Origin of the sequence: Actinocorallia populi (assembly GCF_002995495.1) — a bacterium.
GTDB classification, from domain to species: Bacteria; Actinomycetota; Actinomycetes; order Streptosporangiales; family Streptosporangiaceae; genus Actinocorallia; species Actinocorallia populi.
In genome coordinates this window covers 131,758-151,917 of record NZ_PVZV01000006.1, presented here as the reverse complement: position 1 = coordinate 151,917, position 20,160 = coordinate 131,758, and the positions used below count along the sequence as shown (strand labels likewise).

Here is a 20,160-nt window from a genome sequence, read left to right as displayed (position 1 = left end):
TACTTGAAGGGTGGTTGAGTCTTCGATGGTGGAACCGAGCGCTCGTCTCCTGCGGCTCTCCCCCTCGCGCCTGGCCGGCGCGCGCCGGCGGACCGGCGGCCACTCCGACGGGACCGTCCTCGCAGCGTGCGCCGTCGGACTGGCGTACTGGGCGACGGGCCGCGGCCCCGAGGGCCTGGACCTCACCCCCGACACCCGCTTCGCCGACGTCCTCGACTGGATCGACGGCGGCGGACGCGGGGTCGCCGGCTGGGAGGCCCACCGGACCGGCGGAGCCGGGTGGGGCGTCACCGTCCCCGAGGGCGTCGACCTGGCCGAGGCGCGGCTCGCGCTGGACGACCTCGCCGACTTCCCGGACCGGCCCGTGGGCACCATCGGCCCGTCCAGCGTGGCGGCGCGGCTGGAGGCACTGGCCGGATGGCACGGCGACGAGGTCGACCGGGCCCGCCCGACCATCATGGAGATGTTCCGCGAACAGGCGCGGACCAGGCCGGACGCCGTCGCCATCGTCGACGAGCACCGCTCTCTGACCTACCGCGAGGCGGCCGAGCTGTCCGGCCAGCTGGCCCACCACCTGATCGAGCGGGGGCTCACCGCCGAACAGGTGGTCGGCGTCTCGCTGGACCGCTCCGCCGAGATGGTGATCGGCCTGCTCGGCGTGCTCCAGGCGGGGTGCGCCTTCGTGCCTCTCGATCCGCAGTGGCCCGCCGCGCGCCGTGCCGTCGTCATCGACGACGCCCGGGTCGTGCTCCAGCTCAACGGCTCCGGTGAACACGACCCGGACGAACCGGAAGCCGTGGCCGTCGACCTCGGCGACTGGCGGTTCGGCTCCTACCCCCGGCAGGGCCCCGACGTCGCCGTCCCCGGCCCCGCCCTGGCGTACGTGATCTTCACGTCCGGTTCGACCGGGCGGCCCAAGGGCGCGATGATCCGGCACGAGGCGATCAGCGAGCGCCTGCTGTGGCAGGTGAACGAGATCCTGGGCTTCGGCCACGACGACGCGTCGCTGTTCAAGGCACCGCTGTCGTTCGACATCTCCATCAACGAGATCTTCCTGCCGCTGGTGTGCGGCGGCAGGCTGGTCATCCTGCGGCCCGGCGGCGAACGCGACCCGCACCATCTGCTGGGCGTCATCGCCGAGCAGCGCGTCACCTTCGCCTACCTGGTGTCGTCCATGCTGGACGTGCTGCTGGAGATCGCGGGCGACTCCGGGCGGCTGGACAGCCTGCGGCACGTGTGGTGCGGTGGGGAGGTGCTGACCCCGGAGCTGTACGAACGGTTCCGCGCCCGGCTCGACATCCCCCTGTACCACGGATACGGCCCGGCCGAGACGACGATCGGCGTCTCCCACGTCATCTACCGGGGGGCGGCGGAGCGCCTGTCGACGTCGATCGGCAGGGCGAACCCCAACACCCAGCTGTACGTGCTGGACGAGGAGCTGCGCCCCGTCCCAGTCGGTGTCGGCGGCGAGCTGTACGTGGGCGGGTTCCTGCTGGGACGCGGGTACGTCAACGCGCCCGGCCTGACGGCGTCCCGCTTCGTGGCGAACCCCTTCGCCGGGGACGGCTCGCGGCTGTACCGCACCGGCGACCTCGCGCGGTTCGCCCCCGACGGGACGCTGGACTTCCTCGGCCGTGCCGACAACCAGATCAAGATCCGCGGTATGCGGCTGGAGATCGAGGACGTCGAGGTCGGCCTCGCCGAGCACCCCGGGGTCCGGCACACCTGCGCCGTCGCGAAGAAGAACGCGGCGGGCGGCACGTACCTGGTGGGGTACGTGATCCCGGCGGCCGGGAGCGAGGACCTGCGCGCGGACGAGGTCAAGGACTGGGCCTCCCGGCACATGGTCGAGTACATGGTGCCCGCGCACATCGTGGTGATGAAGGAGTTCCCGCTCACCCCGAACGGCAAGCTGGACCGGCGCGCGCTGCCGGAGCCGGAGATCGGGACGGGCGCGTTCGTCCCGCCCGCCACCGAGGACGAGCGCGCGGTGTGCGCGGCGGTCGCGTCGGTGCTGCGGCTGGACGAGGTCGGCGTCGACCAGAACTTCTTCGCCCTCGGCGGAGACAGCATCCTGGCGATCTCGCTGCTGAGCGCGCTGCGCGACACGGGCCTCTACGTCACGGCCAGGCAGATCTTCGCCAGCGACACCGTGGGGGCTCTGGCGGCGGTGGCGAGCCGCGACGACATCTCCACCGTGGACCACGGCGACGCCGCGACCGGTTCCGTCGCGGGTTCGCCCATCGTGCAGTGGCTCGGCGAGACCACGGACGCGATCGACGGCTTCGTGCAGTCCGTGGTGCTGAACACCCCTGAGGAACTGACCGCCGACGCCCTCGACGAGATGCTCACCGCCGTGGTCAGGCGGCACGACATGCTGCGCGCCAGGCTGGTGCGCGGCGACCGCTGGGGCTTCGACATCCCGGAGGCGGACGGAGCCGTCGCGGAATGGCAGGAGAGCGACCTGCCGCTCGACGAGTGCGTCGCGCTCGCCGCCGGCGGGCTGGACCCGGACGGCGGCGTGATGTTGCGCGCCGTCTGGCGGCGCGAGGCACGGCAGCTGGTCGTGGTCGTCCACCACGTGGTGATCGACGGCGTGTCGTGGCGGATCCTGACGGAGGACCTGGCCACGGCCTGGCGGCAGCTCACCTCGGGCGCACCGGTCGAGCCGCCCCCGGTGGGCACGTCGTTCCGGCGCTGGACGCAGTTGCTGGAGCGCGCGGCACTCGACGCGGACCCCGCCTACTTCCAGCGCCCTCTCCCGGAGGCGGACGGACCGGTGGGCAGACGCCCGCTGACCGAAGCCGACACCGTCGCGCGGGAGAAGGTCCGGACCGTCTCCGTCGGCCCCGAGGCCACGGCCGCCCTGCTGGGAGAGATCCCCGCAAAGTTCCACGCGGGCGTCAACGACGTGCTGCTGACCGCGCTCGCCGTCGCCCTCGCCCGGTGGCGCCGCGACCTCGGCCAAAAGCAGACGTTCGCGCACATCGAACTCGAAGGCCACGGCCGCGAAGGGCGGTTCGTCGCGGACACCGCCGGTTTCGAGCCGGAGCTGTCGCGGACGGTGGGCTGGTTCACCACCCTGTTCCCGGTGGTCGTGGACCCCGGCGCGACTGCCGATTTCACCGCCCCCGGCTACCTGTCCGCCGCGCTCAAGGCGGTCAAGGAGGACCTCGCCCGGGTGCCGGACAACGGCGTGTCCTACGGCGCCCTGCGCTACCTGGCCGGCACCGGGTTCGACGCGCCCGCGCCGCAGGTGCTCTTCAACTACCTGGGCCGCTTCGACGCGGGTACGTCCGGGGACTGGCGGCTCGCGGGCACCACGGGGCAGCTGGGCGAGAAGCGCGACCCGAGGATGCGCCTGCCGCGCGCCCTGGAGTTCAACGCCATCGCCGAACCGGGCACGAGCGGCGAGTACGAGCTGGTCACCACCATCTCGTGGCCGGACGGGGTGTTCACCGACGACGACATCGCGACGATCGGCGGCTACTTCCAAGCGGCCCTGACGGGGCTGGCGGCCCTCGAGCGAGGCGGCCACTCCCCCAGCGACTTCGGACTGCTCTCCCTCACCCAGGACGACGTCGACGCCCTGGACGGTCCCGCACTGCGTGACATCCTGCCGCTGACCCCGCTGCAGGAGGGCCTGTACTTCCACTCGGTCTTCGACGACGACGCGGCGGGCAGCTACGTCGAGCAGCAGCTCCTGACGCTGGACGGCGACGTGGACGCCGACAGGCTCGCGGCGGCGGCCACCCGGCTGCTCGCGCTGCACCCGAACCTGGCCGCGCGGTTCACCGCGCTCGCCGACGGCCGCGTCGTCTCGGTGCTGGAGAGCGGGGCGGCGGCGCCGTTCACCACACTGGACCGTCCGGGAATCACCGACGAGGAGATCCGCGACCACGCCGAGCGGGACCGGCGCGCCGGATTCGACCTGGCCACCGGACCGCTGATGCGGTACACGCTCATCCGCGCGGGTTCCGGCCGGAACGTCCTGGTGCAGACCGTGCACCACATCATCGCCGACGGCTGGTCGGTGCCGCCGATGCTGCGCGCGCTGCTGGCCGAGTACCACGCGCCGGGGAGCGTGTACCCGCGCGGCGGCTTCTCCGACTACGTGCGCTGGCTCGCCGGACGCGACGACGACGAGAGCGACCGGGTGTGGCGCGGGCAGCTCGCCGGGCTGCCCGGCCCCTCGCTGGTCGCCGAGGGGCACACCCCCTCCGACCGGTTCGCCGACACCGCCGCCGAGCCGGACGGGGACGTCGACGCGGCCGCGCGGTCGGCGGGCGTCCCGCTGAGCGTGGCCGTGCACAGCGCGTGGGCGGCGACGCTGGGCGGCATCCTGCACTCCGGGGACGTGGTGTTCGGTTCCACGGTGTCCGGACGTGACGCGGACGTGTCCGGTATCGAGGACATGGTGGGCCTGTTCATCAACACGATCCCCGTGCGCGCCCGCTGGGACGGCACCACCACGGCGCGCGGCCTGCTCGCCTCGATGCGGGAGCACCAGAGCGCGGTGCTCGCCCACCAGCACGTCTCGCTGGCCCGGATCGGCCGCCAGGCCGGTGTGGGCAACCTGTTCGACACCCTGGTGGTCTTCGACGTCGCGACCGACGTCGAGAGCCTGCGGGGACCGGACGACGAGTTCGCCGTCACCGGCATCGTGAACGAGGGCGCCCCGCACTACCCGCTGACCCTCGTGGTGGAGCGCTCGCTCGACGGGCGTCCGCGCTTCAACCTGATCTACGACGGCGAGCTGCTGCGGGAGGCGGGCGCCCAGGCGATCCTGCGCACGTTCACCCGGGCCCTGTCCAGGCTGCTCGCCGGGCCGCAAGACCTGGTCCGCGACATCGTCGACCAGGCGCCCGACGGTGCCCGCAGCCCCGCTCGGATCGTCCCGACGACCTTGGGCGAGCTGTTCGACGCCGCCGCGCACCGCGACCCGGCCGCCACCGCCGTCACTCAGTGCGGCCTCGACGGCGGCACCCGTTCACTGACCTACGGCGAACTGGCGGACGCGAAGGACACGCTCGCCTCGATGCTGCGCGCGGCCGGTGTCGGGCGGGGCAAGCGGGTCGCCGTCGCCGTCCCGCGCTCCCTCGAACAGGTCGTCGCCCTGGTCGCGATCGTCACCGCGGGCGGCGCGTACGTGCCGCTGGACCTGGCGTACCCGGACGAACGGCTGGAGTACGTCCTCGCCGACGCCGCCCCGCAGGTCGTCCTCGTGGACCGGGACCAGCGGGAGCGCTTCACGGAGCTGCTGGCCAGGGCGGGCGTGCCGGCCCGCGTGCTCGTGCAGGGGGACGGAGCGCCGCCGGACGGCACCGCGCCCGGCGCGTCCGCGGCCGACGTCTCCGCGGCGGGCTGGCACGACCCGGCGTACGTGATCTACACGTCCGGCTCGACCGGCAGGCCCAAGGGCGTCGTCGTCCCGCACTCCAGCGTGGTGGCCCTGCTCGCCAACACCCGGCCCGACATGGACTTCGGCCCGCACGACGTGTGGGTCCAGTTCCACTCCTACTCGTTCGACTTCGCGGTGTGGGAGTTGTGGGGCGCGCTGGCGCACGGCGGTGAGCTGCTGGTGCCGGAGTACGGGCTGACCCGCTCCCCGGTCGACTTCCACCGGCTGGTCCGCGAGCGCGGCGTGACCGTGCTCAACCAGACCCCGTCGGCGTTCCACCGGTTCATCGAGGCCGACCGGCACGCCGGGGAGCCGGTGACCTCGCTGCGCCGGATCATCTTCGGCGGCGAGGCGCTGGACCTCGAGCGGCTGCGCGGCTGGGTGGAGCGGCACGGCACCGCCTCGCCCGAGCTGGTCAACATGTACGGCATCACCGAGACCACCGTCCACGTCACGCACCGGGTGCTGACCGGCGAGGACTTCTCCTCCGGCGCCGCCGGACCGATCGGCGGCCCGATCCCCGGCCTGTCCGTCCACCTGCTCGACGACCGGCTCCGGCCGGTGCCGCCGGGCCGGGTGGGCGCCATCTACGTCGCCGGGGACCAGGTGTCGCTCGGCTACCTGGGCAGGCCGGGGCTCACCGCGTCCCGCTTCGTGGCCGACCCGTTCGCGGCCGACGGCTCCCGCATGTACCACACGGGCGACCTCGCCCGCCGCACGCTCGACGGCGGGCTGGAGTTCGTCGGGCGCGCCGACGACCAGGTGCAGCTCAAGGGCTTCCGCATCGAGCTCGGCGAGGTCGAGTCGGCGATCCGGGAGCTCGACGGCGTGGTGGACGCGGCCGTCACCGTGGCGGGTGACGGCGACCACCTGGTCGCGCACGTCGTGGGCCGCGTGCCCGGCGACCTCACCGGCCTCCTGTCGGCGAAGCTGCCCGTGCACATGGTGCCGGCCCGGGTGCTGGCGGTCGACGCCCTGCCGCTGACGGTCAACGGCAAGCTGGACCGCAAGGCCCTGGCCGAGCGCGCCGCGCGGGACGACGCGCCGGTGGCCGCCGCGGAGGGCTCCTCGCTCGCCGCGCTGGTCGCCCTCTTCGCCGAGACGCTGCCCGGCGCCGACGTGGACGGCGACACCGACTTCTTCAGGGCCGGGGGCGACAGCATCGTCGCCATCTCCCTGATCAACCGGGCGAGGGCGCGCGGCCTGCCGATCGTCCCCCGGGACGTCTTCCTGTTCCGGACCCCGCGCGCGCTCGCCGAACACCTGGGAACGCACGCTCCCCAGGCCCCCGCGCCCGCCCGCCGCGAGGACGGTCCGCTGGCGCCGACGCCGATCATCCTGCGCCAGCGGGACCTGGGCGGATCCCTCGACCGGTTCGCCCAGGCCAGGACGCTGGCGGCGCCCGAGGGCGCCGGATTCGCCGACGCCGAGCGCGCCGCGAACGCCGTCGTGGCCGCACATCCGGCCCTCAGGCTGCGGCTGCGCGTCGAGCGCGGGGTGTGGGCGCTGCGCACCGAGCCCGCCCGCGAGGTCACCGTCCTCCGGGCCGACGCGACGGACGCTACGGCGGTGGCGAACGAGGCCGCCGGACGGCTCGACCCCGAGGCCGGGGAGGTGATCGCGTTCGCGTGGCTGGAGGCGAGCCGCACCCTGGTGGTCACCGCGCACCACCTGGCCGTCGACGCGGTGTCCTGGCTGATCCTGCTGGACGATCTGGCCGCCGCGATGCGCGGAGAGCCCCTGGCGCCGCCGACCACGTCCTACACCGAGTACGCCGACGCGCTGGCGGCCGGGTCCGCCCACGCGATCGACGACCTCGGCCGCTGGGTCACCGCGCTCGAGGCGCCCCCGCTGCTGCCCGCGGTCGCGGGTCTGCGCGAGGCCACCGTGGACATCGCGCCCGACGTGACCGACCGCGTGGTGCGCACCGCGCCCGCCGCGCTCGGAGTCGGCCTCACCGAGTTGTTGTGCGGCGCGCTGCGGACCGCGCTGACGCACGTCCAGCCGTCGCCCTCCGATCTCGCGATCGAACTGGAGCGGCACGGCAGGGTCCCGGTGCTCGAGCACCACGACTACACCCGCACGGTCGGCTGGTTCACCTCCATCGCGCCCGTGCGGCTCACGGCGCACACCGATCCCGTCGCGGCGGCGCGCGAGGTCGCCGAACGCCAGCCGGACGAGCAAGGGCATGTCGCCTACGGCCGGCTCAGATACCTCAACCCGCAGACGGCCCCGCTGCTGAACGCGCGCCCGCAGGTCCTGTTCAACTACCTCGGCCGCGGCAGCGAGTCCCAGTCACTGCACATCACCGGCGGCGACCAGGGCAGCCCGTACGCCGTCGAGGTCAACGCGTGGATCGACACGGCCACCGGAAGCCTGCGCGCGGCCTTCACCCTCGCCGAGGGCGTCCCCGACGAGATCACCGGACACTGGCGGAACGCGCTGGAGCACATCGCGGACGCCGCCGCGACGGCCGAGCGGACGGCGCCGGTCACCCCGCTCCAGCGGGGCCTGTTCTTCCAGGCCCAGATGGCGGGCCCGGCCGGACACTACGTCGCGCAGAGCTACTTCGCCTTCGACCGGCGCCTGGACGCCGACGCCCTGGCGGAGGCGATGGCCCATGTGATCGCGCGGCACCCGGTCGTGGGCGCCGGTTTCACCACCGACGAGGCCGGAAACCCGGTCCAGGTCCTCAAGGCGGGCCGGCGGGCCGGCGTCCGCACGGTCGAACTGGCGACGGACGCGCAGGTCGAGGCCCTGCGCGCCGAGGACCGCAACACGGGCTTCGACCCCGACGAGCCGCCGCTGATCCGGTTGACCGTGGTGCGGCTGCCCGGCGGCCGCGACGGCCTGCTGCTGAGCTACCACCTGATGTTGTGGGACGGCTGGTCGCGCGAGATCGTGCTGCGCGACCTGTTCGACGCCTACGAGGCCGTCCTCGCGGGCGAGCGGCTCGATCCCGTCCCGGCCGCGCCGGGTTTCGAGGACTACGCCCGAGCGCTCGACGCCAGGGACTCCGCCGCCTCGGAGCGCTTCTGGGCCGAGCACCTGGCCGGTCTCCCCGGCCCGACGCTGCTCGCCGGACCGTCGCCGTCGCTCTCGGACGACCTGCCGCTCATGCTCGTGCACACCCTGTCCGCCGAGCGGTCGGAACTGCTGCGGGAAGCGGCCAGGACGCACGGCGTCACGCTGAACTCGATGCTGACCGGCGCGTTCGGCCTGCTGCTGGGCGCGCACACGGGCCGGGCCGACGCCGTGTTCGGCGTAACGGTCTCCGGCCGGGAGGGCGAGGGCCTGGCCGATGTCGTCGGCGTGCTGCTCAACACCGTGCCCATGTGGACGCGGGCACGGCCGGACGACACGGCGCGGGAGTACCTGTCGGCCGTGCAGGCGGCCCGGGTCGAGGCGATGGAGCACGAGCACCTGGGGCTCGGCGAGATCCAGCGGGCCGGCGGGCACGACACCCTGTTCGACAACCTCTTCGTGCTCCAGAACTTCCTGGACCTGGACGCGTTCGCCGAGATGAACGCCAGGCACGGCATCACCTCGGTGCAGGCCGACGACTCCACGCACTACCCGTTCACCTGGGTCGTCACGCCCGGCGAGCGGCTCACGGTCAAGCTGGAGTACCGCGACGGCGACACGGAGAACGCCCGCCGCCTCCTGGACGACTACCTGCGCGTGCTCGAAGACCTGGCCCGGTCGACCGGGCCGCTGGGCGCGCTGCCGGGCGCGGGGCCGCGGCCCGAGCCCGCCGGGCGCACGGAGATCGGCACGGACACGGTCGTCGACCGGTTCGACCGGGCGGCGGACCGCGACCCGCAGCGGGTCGCGCTCGTCGCCCACGGCCGGACCATGACGTTCGCCGGACTCCGGGACCGCAGCCGCGCGGTGGCGGGCGTGCTCGCCCGGCGCGGCGTGGGACCCGAGACGACCGTGGGCCTGGCGGTCCCGCGCTCCCTCGACTCGATCGTGGCGCTGTTCGCCGTGCTGCGCGTCGGCGCCGCCTACGTGCCGCTGGAGCTGGACCACCCGGACGAGCGGATCGCCGCGATCGTCGCGGACGCCCGCCCCGACGTCATCCTCACCGTGAGCTCCGTGTCGCCGCGGCTGTCCGGCGACCTGATCGAGCTGGACCGCCCCCTGCCCGAGGCCGAGCCGTTCACCACGTTCGCGCCGGACGACCCGGACCGCCTGCGGCACCCCGCGTACACGATCTACACCTCCGGATCGACCGGGAAGCCCAAGGGCGTGGTGACCGAGTACGCCGGGCTCACCAACATGCTGATCAACCACCGGCGCCGGATCTTCGAGCCGGTGCTGGCGGAGCACGGCCACCGGGTCTTCCGGATCGCGCACACCGTGTCGTTCGCGTTCGACATGTCGTGGGAGGAGCTGCTGTGGCTCGCCGACGGCCACGAGGTGCACATCTGCGACGAGGAGCTGCGCCGCGACGCGCCCCGTCTCGTCGAGTACTGCCTCGAGCACGGGATCGACGTCATCAACGTGACCCCCACCTACGCGCAGCAGCTGGTGGCCGAGGGACTGCTCGACGATCCCGCACGGCGGCCCGCGCTGGTGCTGCTGGGCGGTGAGGCGGTCACCCCGAAGTTGTGGCAGCAGCTCGCCGAGACCGAGGGGACGGTCGGCTACAACCTTTACGGGCCCACCGAGTACACCATCAACACCCTCGGCGTCGGCACCTTCGAATGCCAGGACCCGGTGGTGGGCGTGGCGATCGACAACACCGACGTGTACGTCCTGGACCCGTGGCTGCGGCCCGTGCCGGACGGGGTGCCCGGCGAGCTGTACGTGTCGGGCGTCGGCATCGCGCGCGGCTACCTCGGGCAGCCGGCCCAGACCGCGCACCGGTTCGTCGCGTGCCCGTTCGGCGGGCCCGGCGAGCGCATGTACCGCACCGGGGACCTCGTGGTCCGGCGGCCCGACGGGAACCTGATGTACCTGGGCCGCACCGACCAGCAAGTCAAGATCCGGGGGCACCGGGTCGAGCCGGGCGAGGTCGAGGCCGCGTTCGCCGCGCACCCCGCGGTGCGGTTCGCCGCCGCGGTCGCCCAGCCGGACCCGCAGGTCGACGGCGCGTACCGGCTGGCCGCCTACCTCGTGCTGGACGGCGCCGACCTGGCCGCGGTCGCCGCCGAGGTGGGGGCCGGGCTGCCGGACTACCTGCGCCCCTCCCACTACGCCGAGGTCGACGCCATCCCGCTGACGGTGAACGGCAAGGCCGACACCAGGGCGCTGCCGGAGGCCAGGCCGCTGGGCGCGCTGACCACCTCGGGCGAGCGCGGCCCGGCGACCGAGACCGAGGCCGTGGTGTGCGAGTACTTCGCCGAGGCACTGGACCTGGATGATGATGAGGTGAGCGCGGTGAGCGATTTCCTGTCCCTCGGGGGACACTCCATGCTGGCGGTGCGGCTGAACGGGCTGCTCCGCCGTGAATACGGTCCCGTGATCACAGTCCGTGATCTGCTCACCCTACGAACCCCGGAAGCGATTGCCCGCCATCTCGATGAAAACATCTGACACGCAGCGGCCCCGCACGGGGTCCGACATCCTCCGGACCGCGCTGCGGCGCAACGCGGGCGCCATGACCGGCGGCACCGTCCTCATGGGCATGTACCAGGCGGGCGAAACCGCCTTCCCCATCGCGCTCGGCCTGATCGTCGAGCACACGATGCGCGGGCGCGGCCTCGAGGCGCTCGGCCTGTCGATCGCCGCGCTGGCCGTGATCATCACGGTCGTGTCGTACTCGTGGCGGTTCGGGATGCGCATCCTGCAGAAGGCCAACACGACCGAGGCGCACCGCTGGCGGGTGCGGGTCGCGGCCTGCGGCCTGCAGCCGGTGGCCAGGGACGTCGACCTCAGGTCCGGCGAGGTCCTGACCATCGCCACCGAGGACGCCGACCAGACCGCCGACATCATCGAGGTGGTGCCGCTGCTGATCAGCTCGCTGGTCGCGGTGCTCATCGCGGCGGTCGCGCTGGGCATGGCCGACCTGCGGCTCGGCCTGCTGGTGATCGCGGGGACCGTCGCGATCCTGTCGATCCTCAGCGTGATGTCCAGGCGCATCGGCGCCAGCACCAAGGAGCAGCAGGCCCGGGTGGCGCGGGCCGGCGCGAAGGTCGCCGACCTGATCACCGGCCTGCGCCCGCTGCACGGCTTCGGCGGCAACCAGGCGGCGTTCCGGTCCTACCGGAGGGTCAGCACCGAGGCGAGGAGCCAGGCGGTCACCGTCGCCAGGGCGAACGGCGTGTACGCGGGGACCGCGCTGGCGCTCAACGCGGTGCTCGCCGCCGCGGTGACCCTGACCGCGGGCTGGCTGGCGTTCGACGGCCGGATCACCATCGGCGAGCTCGTCATGGCCGTGGGTCTGGCGCAGTTCATCATGGAACCGCTCAGGCTGTTCTCGGAGATGCCGAAGTACGTGATGATCGCGCGTGCGTCGGCCGAGCGGATGGCGCTGGTGCTGGCCGCGCCGCCGGTGATGACGCCGGGGTCGGAGCGCCCGTCCGCGGGCGGCGACCTGGAGGTCGACGGCGTCCGGCACGGTGCCCTGCGCGAGGTGAAGTTCCACGTGACCGCCGGGGAGTTCGTGGCGATCGCCGCCTACCAGCCGCGCGCGGCGGCCGACCTCGCGTCGATCCTGGCCGTGCACGTCCCGCCCGGCTCGTACGAGGGCGTGGTGCGCATCAGCGGGCGGGAGGCGGCGGAGCTGTCCGTCGAGGCGGTCCGCGAGCACATGCTGGTGAACCCGTACGACGGGGAGATCTTCGCGGGCACCCTGCGCACCAACATCGACCCGTCGGGCACCAGCCGGACGGTCTCCGAGGCCGTCGAGGCCTCCATGCTGACCGACGTCGTGGCCCTCCACCGCGAAGGGCTCGACCACGCGGTCCGCGACCGCGGCGCGAACCTCTCCGGCGGGCAGCGCCAGCGGCTGTCCCTGGCACGCGCCCTCGCCGCCGACACCGACGTCCTGGTGCTGCACGACCCGACGACGGCCGTCGACGCGGTCACCGAGCAGCTCATCGCGCGCAACGTCGCGAAGCTCCGCCGGGACCGCACCACCATCGTGATCACCAGCAGCCCCGCCTTCCTGGACGCCGCCGACCGCGTCCTCGTCCTGGACGACGGCGTCATCACCGCCGAGGACACCCACCGCAACCTCCTCACCACCGACGAGGACTACCGGCTGGCCGTGGCCCGGTGATCCCGGCGCGGCCCGGCGGCCTCAGGACAGCAGCCAGGCCACGTCCCTGAGCAGGGCGTGCCGCCAGCCCGCCCGGTCGTGGTGCGCGGCCGAACGGGAGACCCGAACGGCCGCGCCCGCCCGTTCGGCCAGGGTCTCGACCAGCTCGCAGTGCGGCAGCATGCGCGTCTCGTGCTCCCCCACGTCGAACGCGGCCCGCAGGCCGGACAGGTCGCGGCGCTCCTCGCGCAGGCGCGCGGCGACGGCGCCGCCGACCGTGCCGCCCAGGGGGTCCGGCAGGTCCGCGGCGCCGGGCTCCCACCAGAACGAAGCCGACTGGCAGGCGATGCCGGACACCAGGTCCGGGAACTCCAGTGCCGCGTACATCGCGCTCAGCCCGCCGAGGCTCTGCCCGGCGACCACCAGCCGGTCCGGGTCGGCGGGGACGCCGCTGCCGGCCACCAGCGGCAGCAGCTCGTCCCGGACCGCCTCCCACAGCTCGGGCCTGCACCCGAACTCGGCCTCCCTGTCCCGGGCGGGCAGGAAGACGAGCGTGGCCGCGGGCATCTCGCCCTGGGCGGCGGCCGAGTCGAACGCGGCCATGGCCGGGTGCAGGTACAGCCAGTCGTCCCCGTCGAGCAGCAGGACCACCGGCCCCCCGCCGCCCACCGGGTGGACGCGCACGGTGCGCCGTCCGCCGAGCCGTTCGCTGGTCCAGCGCAGGCGGGTGCGCGGGAGGGGCAGGACGTCGGCGGCGCCGACGGCGGGCCAGTGCGGCTGGGCGGGGGCGTCCGGGGTCGCGGCGATGGACCGGTCGCCGCCCGCGCCGACCGGGTTGAACGGGTCGGCGTACGCCGACCCGTCGTCCGTGCGGAACCAGTAGGTCACCCTCAGCCGCGCGGGCATGGCCACCTCGGCGTACCAGCAGTCCGTGTCGCCCCACCGGCTCAGCGGCACCGGCTCCGACCAGCTCTCGAAGTCGATGCTCGCCGGGGACCCGCGCCACAGGAACAGGGCCGTCCAGCCGCCGTCGCCTGCGGGCACCGACGCGGGTGCCCCCGCCGCCGCCCAGAACCCGTCGGTACCGGGTTCACCGGGCAGCCCGAACTCGGCGAAGGTGTTCTTCATTGACGTACCACTCCGTTCTTCTCCATCGGCCGGCGGCTGAGGCCGTCTCAGACGAGGCCGTCGATCGGGTCGGGTTCCCGGCCGCCGCCGGCCAGCCGCCCGGCCACCGACTCGGCGATCTCCCCGGCCCGCACCGCGGTGTTGGACAGCAGCGTCGAGGTCAGGCCGTGGGTGTGCTCGGTGGCCCCCTGCACGTAGATGCCGCAGCGCAGGGACGCCGAGGTGGCGATCCGGTAGTCGCGCTCGATGCGCAGGGCGCCCGTGGGCAGCCGCTTGCAGTACTCGCCCGCGGCGCCCAGCAGGGACAGCGGGTCGCCGGGCCGGTAACCGGTGGCGTAGACGAGCACGTCGGCCTCCAGGACGGCCCGTTCCCCGGTGGGCAGGAACTGGACGGTGGCGCGCACGTTCCCGGGGCCCCGGGCGACTTCGACGACCCTGGAGGCGTTGAGGATGCGCAGCCTCTGCCTGCCCTGCACCTTCTCCTGGTAGTGCCTGCGGTACAGCTCGTCGATGAGGTCGAGGTCGACCACGGAGTAGTTGGTGGAGGCGTGGTAGGAGCGCAGGCTCTCCTTGACCGCCTCGGGCGCGTCGAAGTACTGGTCGACCGCGGAGGGGTCGAAGATGCGGTTGGCGAAGGAGCTGTCGTCGGCCGGGGTGTAGCCGTACTTGGCGAACACCGCGCACACCTCGGCGTCGGGGAAGCGGCCGTGCAGGTGGTCGGTCACCTCGGCGGCGCTCTGGCCCGCGCCGATCACCACGAACCGGCGGGGGTCCGTCACCGAGGGGAGCCGGTCCAGCAGCTCCTCGCTGTGCCAGACGCGTTCGTCGCAGGCCACCCCGTCGGGCAGCACCGGGTCCAGGCCGACGGCGACGACCAAATTGCGGGCGCGGCGGGTGCTCAGCCCGCCCCCGCTCCCGCGGGCCACCACGTCGAGGTACTCCACCGCGCCGTCGACGGTGACGGGGGTGACCGCGACGACCTCCGAGCCGTATTCGACCTGGTCGGCGAAGGGGGCCGCCGCCCATTCCAGGTAGTCGTGGAATTCCATGCGGGAGGGGAACATCGTCTTGTGGTTGATGAAATCGACCATCCGGCCGCGCTCTTTCAGGTAGCACAGGAAACTGAACTCGCTGGCGGGATTTCGCATGGTGACCAGGTCCTTGAGAAAGGAGACCTGCATCGTGGTGCCCTCCAGGAGCATGCCGCGATGCCATCCGAAAGAGGGCTGCCTTTCCAGGAACACCGCGTCGATCCGCTCGCCCGTGCGCGCCCGGCGCTCGCGCAGCGCGATGGCCAGAGCGAGGTTGGAGGGTCCGAAACCGATGCCGACGAGGTCGTGGACGTGCTGCTCGGCAGTGCGCATGGAAAGCCTTTCGAGAGAACGGTCCGGGACGGGGTCCGGGGGTGGAACCGGAGCTGGTCTTAGGTTAGGCTCGCCTAATTAGGTGAGCCTAACCTCCATGCCGTCCCCCCACAAGGAGAGCTTCGATGCGGGTCGTGATGTTCGGCTACCAGACCTGGGGACACCGCACCCTCCAGGCCCTACTGGATTCAGGACACGACGTCGTCCTTGCGGTCACCCACCCCCAGAGCGAGCACGCCTACGAGAAGATCTGGAGCGACTCGGTGGCCGAACTGGCCCGGGACCACGGCGTCCCGGTCCTGCTGCGCGACCGCCCCGACGACGACCTCCTCCTGGCCCTCAAGGAGGCCGAACCCGATCTCATCGTCGCCAACAACTGGCGCACCTGGATCCCGCCCCAGTTCCTCACCCTCCCCCGGCACGGCATCCTCAACGTGCACGACTCGCTGCTGCCGTCCTACGCCGGCTTCTCCCCGCTCATCTGGGCGCTCATCAACGGCGAGAAGGAGGTCGGCGTCACCGCCCACATGATGGACGCCGAACTCGACGCCGGCGACATCGTGGTGCAGCGCGCCGTCCCGGTCGGCCCGCACGACACCGCCACCGACCTCTTCCACCGCACCGTCGACCTCATCGCCCCCATCGTCACCGAGGCCCTGGAGCTCATCGCCTCCGGCCGCACCGAGTGGACGCCCCAGGACCGCTCCAAGGCCAGCTTCTTCCACAAGCGCTCGGTCGAGGACGGCAACATCGACTGGACCTGGACCGCCGAGGAGATCGAACGGCTGGTGCGCGCCCAGTCCGACCCGTACCCCAACGCCTTCACCTACTACAAGGGCGAGCGCGTCCGCGTCCTGAAGGCCTCGGTCTCCCAGGGGATCTACGGCGGCACCCCCGGCCGCGTCTTCATCCGCGAGGGCGACGGCATCGTCATCGTCGCCGGCGCCGAGGCCCGCCGCGGCCGCAGCCACGGCCTGGTCATCGAGCGGGTCCGCACCGAGGACGGCACCGACCTCCCGGCCGGCGAGGTGTTCAAGACGATGGGCGGCTACCTGTCACGCCACCCGTGAGCCGCCCCTCCGCCCTGCCCGCCCCGGCCGCGGCGCTCGCCGGGCAGGCCGACGCCATGACCGGCCTGCTCGCCGAACTCGTGCGCATCCCCAGCGTGGGGGGCTCCCCCGGCGAGCACGCCGTCCAGGAGCACCTGGCCGGCTGGCTGCGCGGGCAGGGACTGGAGGTCGACCGCTGGCCCCTCGACCTGGACCTGCTGCGCGCCTCCCCGGGCTTCCCGGGCATGGAGGCGCCCCGGGAGCGGGCGTGGGGCCTGGTCGCCCGGCTGCCCGGCACCGGCGGCGGCCGCTCCCTGATGTTCAACGGGCACGTGGACGTCGTGCCGCCCGGCGACCCGGGGGCCTGGAGCGACCCGCCCTTCAGCGCCCGGGTCCGCGACGGGCGCCTGTACGGCCGCGGCGCCTGCGACATGAAGGGCGGCCTGGTCGCCCAGCTGTTCGCGTTGCGCGCGCTGCGCGAGGCGAACCTGCGCGGAGACGTCCTGCTGGCCTGCGTGGTCGGCGAGGAGGACGGGGGCGTGGGCACCTACGGGCTGCTGGAACGCGGCTGGCGCGCCGACGCGTGCGTCGTCGCCGAGCCGACCGGCCTGGACGTCGTTCCCGCCAACGCCGGAGCGCTCACCTTCCGGCTGCACGTCACCGGCCGCGCCGCCCACGCCGCGCGCCGTGAGACCGGGGTGAGCGCGGTGGAGAAGTTCTGGCCGGTCTTCTCCGCCCTGCGCTCCCTGGAAGCCCGCCGCAACACCGACGTCGATCCGCTGATGCGCCGCTGGCCCCTGCCCTACGCCATCGAAGTGGGCATGGTGCGCAGCGGGGACTGGTCCTCCTCCGTGCCCGGGGAACTGGTCGCCGAAGGCAGGATCGGCGTCGCCCTGGACGAGGACCCCGCGCGGGCCCGCCGCGCCCTGGAGGAGTCCGTCGCCGCCGCGTGCGCCGCGGACCCCTGGCTGTCCGCCCACCCCGTCCGGGTGCAGTGGTGGGGCGGCCAGTACGCCGCCGGCCGCCTGCCGTCCCGCGACGCCGGCCTGCTGCACCGCCTCACCCGCGCGCACGCCGCGGTCACCGGCCGCACCCCCGCCCGCTGGGGCGCCCCGTTCGGCAGCGACCTGCGCCTGCTGACCGGCCTGGGCGGCATCCCCACCGTCCAGTACGGCCCCGGCGACATCGAACGCGCACACGGCCCCGACGAGTTCGTCCCCCTCGCCGAAGTGGTGACCGCCGCCCAGACCCTCACCACCCTCGCCCTGACCCACTGCGCCTGACCGCGGCAGCGCCCGCCAGGCCGCCGAACAGCTACACATCAGCAGGCCCTGATAACATCACCGCATGCTGACATCAGTTCATAATGATCTCATGCGGGTGCTGGCCGACCCGCTGCGGTTGCAGATCATCAGCCTGCTGGCGCGCGAGACGTTGTGCACCACGCACCTGGTCGACGAGACCGGGGCGCGGCAGACGAACCTGTCCAACCACCTGCGCGTCCTGCGCGAGGCCGGGGTGGTGGAGACCGAGCCGTGCGGGCGGTACACCTACTACCGGCTGCGGCCGGAGGTCATCTCCCAGCTCGCCGGAGCGCTGGGCGACCTCGCCGAGACCGCTCGCGCCACAGCCGAGACCGGACGCAAGAGGGCCTGCTGATGACCTCCATAGACGCTCCCGCTCCCGGCGGGCAGAATTCCGTCGTCGCCAAGCTCTCCACGCTCGACCGGTTCCTGGCGGTGTGGATCCTCCTCGCCATGGCCGCCGGCCTCGGCCTTGGACGACTCGTACCCGGCCTCGACGATGTGCTGACCGCGGTCGAGCTCGGTGGGATCTCCCTGCCCATCGCGCTCGGCCTGCTGATCATGATGTACCCGGTGCTGGCCAAGGTCCGCTACGACAAGCTCGACGCCGTCACCGGCGACCGCCGCCTCATGGCCTCCTCCCTGGTGATCAACTGGATCATCGGCCCGGCGGTGATGTTCGCCCTCGCCTGGCTGTTCCTGCCCGACCTGCCCGAATACCGCACCGGTCTGATCATCGTCGGCCTCGCCCGCTGCATCGCGATGGTCATCATCTGGAACGACCTCGCCTGCGGAGACCGCGAAGCCGCCGCCGTCCTGGTCGCGCTCAACTCCGTCTTCCAGGTACTGGCCTTCGGGCTGCTCGGCTGGTTCTACCTCGACCTGCTCCCCGGCTGGCTGGGCCTGGGCGAAGGCGAGAACCTCGACATCTCCATGTGGGAGATCGCCCTCAACGTCGTGGTCTTCCTCGGCGTGCCGCTCGTCGCCGGATTCCTCACCCGCCGCCTGGGCGAGAAGAAGCTCGGACGCGAACGCTACGAGAACGCCTTCCTGCCCAAGATCGGACCCTGGGCGCTGTACGGGCTGCTGTTCACCATCGTGATCCTCTTCGCCCTCCAAGGCGAGACCATCACCTCCCAGCCGCTGGACGTCGTGCGCATCGCCCTGCCCCTGCTCGTCTACTTCGCCCTCATGTGGTTCGGCACCTTCGCCCTCGGCAAGGCCATCGGCCTGCCCTACGACCGCACCGCGACCCTGGCGTTCACCGCGGCGGGCAACAACTTCGAACTCGCCATCGCCGTCGCCGTCGCCACCTTCGGCGTCACCTCCGGCCAGGCCCTCGCAGGCGTCGTCGGCCCCCTCATCGAAGTCCCCGTCCTGGTCGCCCTCGTGTACGTCTCCCTGGCCTGGCGCCGCAAGTTCTCCGTGGACAAGTAGGGTGCGCCGCATCGACGGGCGCGTCCGCGAACTGCTCAACGAACCGACCGAGACGACGCCGGGCCTCCGGCAGAACTGAAGGAGCCTTCCATGTCCGACAAGCCCAGCGTCCTGTTCGTCTGCGTCCACAACGCCGGACGCTCCCAGATGGCCGCAGGATTCCTCTCCCACCTGGCCGGAGACAAGGTCGAAGTCCGCTCCGCAGGGTCCGCCCCCGCCGACTCCGTCAACCCGGCGGTGGTGGAGGCCATGGCCGAGGTCGGCATCGACATCACCGACCAGCAGCCCAAGATCCTCACCCCCGACGCCGTCGAGGCCTCCGACGTGTGCATCACCATGGGCTGCGGCGACGTCTGCCCCGTCTTCCCCGGCAAGCGCTACCTCGACTGGACCCTGCCCGACCCCGCCGGTCGGGGCGTCGAGGCCGTCCGCCCCATCCGGGACGAGATCAAGACCCGTGTCCAGGGCCTCATCGCCGAACTCGGCGTCTGATCGGCCGGAAGATCCCGACGTGCCCTTTCGGCTGGAATGGTCCTCGTTCAGGCCATGAGGCCGCTCGTCGTGCGTCGCCGCTCCTGCGCGAGAACACCGGTACGTCCCGCGTCCGGCCGTCCGGGGAGTCCGGGTCGAGGATGCGGATTCAGGACCGTGGGGGCGGCACGACGCGGGGCGCGAGCCGGTCGCGCAGGGTGGCGGCGAAGTCCTCGGCGTGGGCCAGCTGGGTGCGCAGGGCCGTGATGCGCTCGTCGGCGGCGGTGGCGTAGGCGTCCAGCCGCCCGGTGAGGGCTCGGCGCTCGGCCTCGGGCAGGCCCGGGGTCTCCAGCCGGTCGGCGACGTCCAGGAGGTCGCGCATCTGCTCCAGGGTGAAGCCCAGGGGCTTCATCCGGCGGATCAGCAGGAGCCGGTCGACGTCGGCGCGGGTGTAGAGGCGGAAGCCGCCGGGCGAGCGGCCGGAGGGGGCGACCAGGCCGGCCTCGTCGTAGTGGCGGATGGTCCGCAGCGACAGGCCGGTCGTCTCGGCGACCTCACCGATCTGCATCCTGTCCACCGCGGCCGTCCCGTCCGTGTCGTCCGTCCTCGTTGCGCGAGGTGAGCGCCGCCACACCCCTTCCCCGTCATCTCTACTCTAACGTGAGGGTAGAGTTGCCCGGGTCGGTAAGCGATCTACCGATCCGTCCCGCCCCCCGGCTCCGTCCGTGCCGGAGGATCCTTCAGACCGGGAAGCCGCGCTTCCACCCGCATCCACGCGAGGAGAACGACGCCGTGCGCA

The 20,160-nt window shown here is 72.9% G+C and carries 10 protein-coding genes; 7 read left to right on the top strand and 3 right to left on the bottom strand.

The genetic code is table 11. The features are described from left to right. Positions 1–25: 25 nt before the first annotated feature. Both C2865_RS24105 and C2865_RS24100 read left to right on the top strand, forming a co-directional pair. Positions 26–10,942, top strand: a complete 10,917-nt coding sequence (locus C2865_RS24105) for a non-ribosomal peptide synthetase (protein WP_106400835.1) — start codon at positions 26–28, stop codon at positions 10,940–10,942. After that, entirely contained in the window at positions 10,929–12,629 is a 1,701-nt protein-coding gene (locus C2865_RS24100) for an ABC transporter ATP-binding protein (RefSeq protein WP_106400834.1), read from the top strand. The genes C2865_RS24105 and C2865_RS24100 overlap by 14 nt, the downstream gene beginning before the upstream one ends. A gap of 21 nt (positions 12,630–12,650) precedes the next feature. On the opposite strand, the gene C2865_RS24095 is transcribed toward C2865_RS24100, so the two are convergent. Continuing rightward, positions 12,651–13,736 (bottom strand): alpha/beta hydrolase-fold protein, encoded by a 1,086-nt coding sequence (locus C2865_RS24095; RefSeq protein WP_106400833.1) that lies wholly within the window; start codon positions 13,734–13,736, stop codon positions 12,651–12,653. Between the two features lie 47 nt (positions 13,737–13,783). Beyond that, positions 13,784–15,100 (bottom strand): lysine N(6)-hydroxylase/L-ornithine N(5)-oxygenase family protein, encoded by a 1,317-nt coding sequence (locus tag C2865_RS24090; protein WP_106400832.1) that lies wholly within the window; start codon positions 15,098–15,100, stop codon positions 13,784–13,786. Between the two features lie 125 nt (positions 15,101–15,225). Between C2865_RS24090 and C2865_RS24085 the strand changes: the two genes are divergently transcribed. The 5 genes from C2865_RS24085 to C2865_RS24065 all read left to right on the top strand — a co-directional run bounded on the left by C2865_RS24085 (position 15,226) and on the right by C2865_RS24065 (position 19,382). Then, positions 15,226–16,170: a methionyl-tRNA formyltransferase gene (locus C2865_RS24085; RefSeq protein WP_106400831.1), complete on the top strand. Its 945-nt coding sequence runs from the start codon at positions 15,226–15,228 to the stop codon at positions 16,168–16,170. After that, on the top strand, positions 16,167–17,432 hold the full coding sequence (locus C2865_RS24080) for an ArgE/DapE family deacylase (protein ID WP_232835790.1): 1,266 nt from the start codon (positions 16,167–16,169) through the stop codon (positions 17,430–17,432). Before C2865_RS24085 ends, C2865_RS24080 begins: the two co-directional genes overlap by 4 nt. A gap of 91 nt (positions 17,433–17,523) precedes the next feature. Further along, positions 17,524–17,808 (top strand): ArsR/SmtB family transcription factor, encoded by a 285-nt coding sequence (locus C2865_RS24075; protein ID WP_198653614.1) that lies wholly within the window; start codon positions 17,524–17,526, stop codon positions 17,806–17,808. Further along, a complete protein-coding gene (gene arsB / locus C2865_RS24070; protein WP_106400829.1) occupies positions 17,808–18,890 on the top strand; it encodes an ACR3 family arsenite efflux transporter in 1,083 nt (360 codons plus the stop codon). The genes C2865_RS24075 and arsB overlap by 1 nt, the downstream gene beginning before the upstream one ends. Positions 18,891–18,980: 90 nt before the next feature. Further along, entirely contained in the window at positions 18,981–19,382 is a 402-nt protein-coding gene (locus C2865_RS24065; protein ID WP_106400828.1) for an arsenate reductase ArsC, read from the top strand. Between the two features lie 148 nt (positions 19,383–19,530). Here C2865_RS24065 and C2865_RS24060 read toward each other — a convergent pair whose 3' ends face one another. Next, on the bottom strand, positions 19,531–19,929 hold the full coding sequence (locus C2865_RS24060) for a MerR family transcriptional regulator (RefSeq protein ID WP_106401297.1): 399 nt from the start codon (positions 19,927–19,929) through the stop codon (positions 19,531–19,533). Positions 19,930–20,160 lie beyond the last annotated feature (231 nt).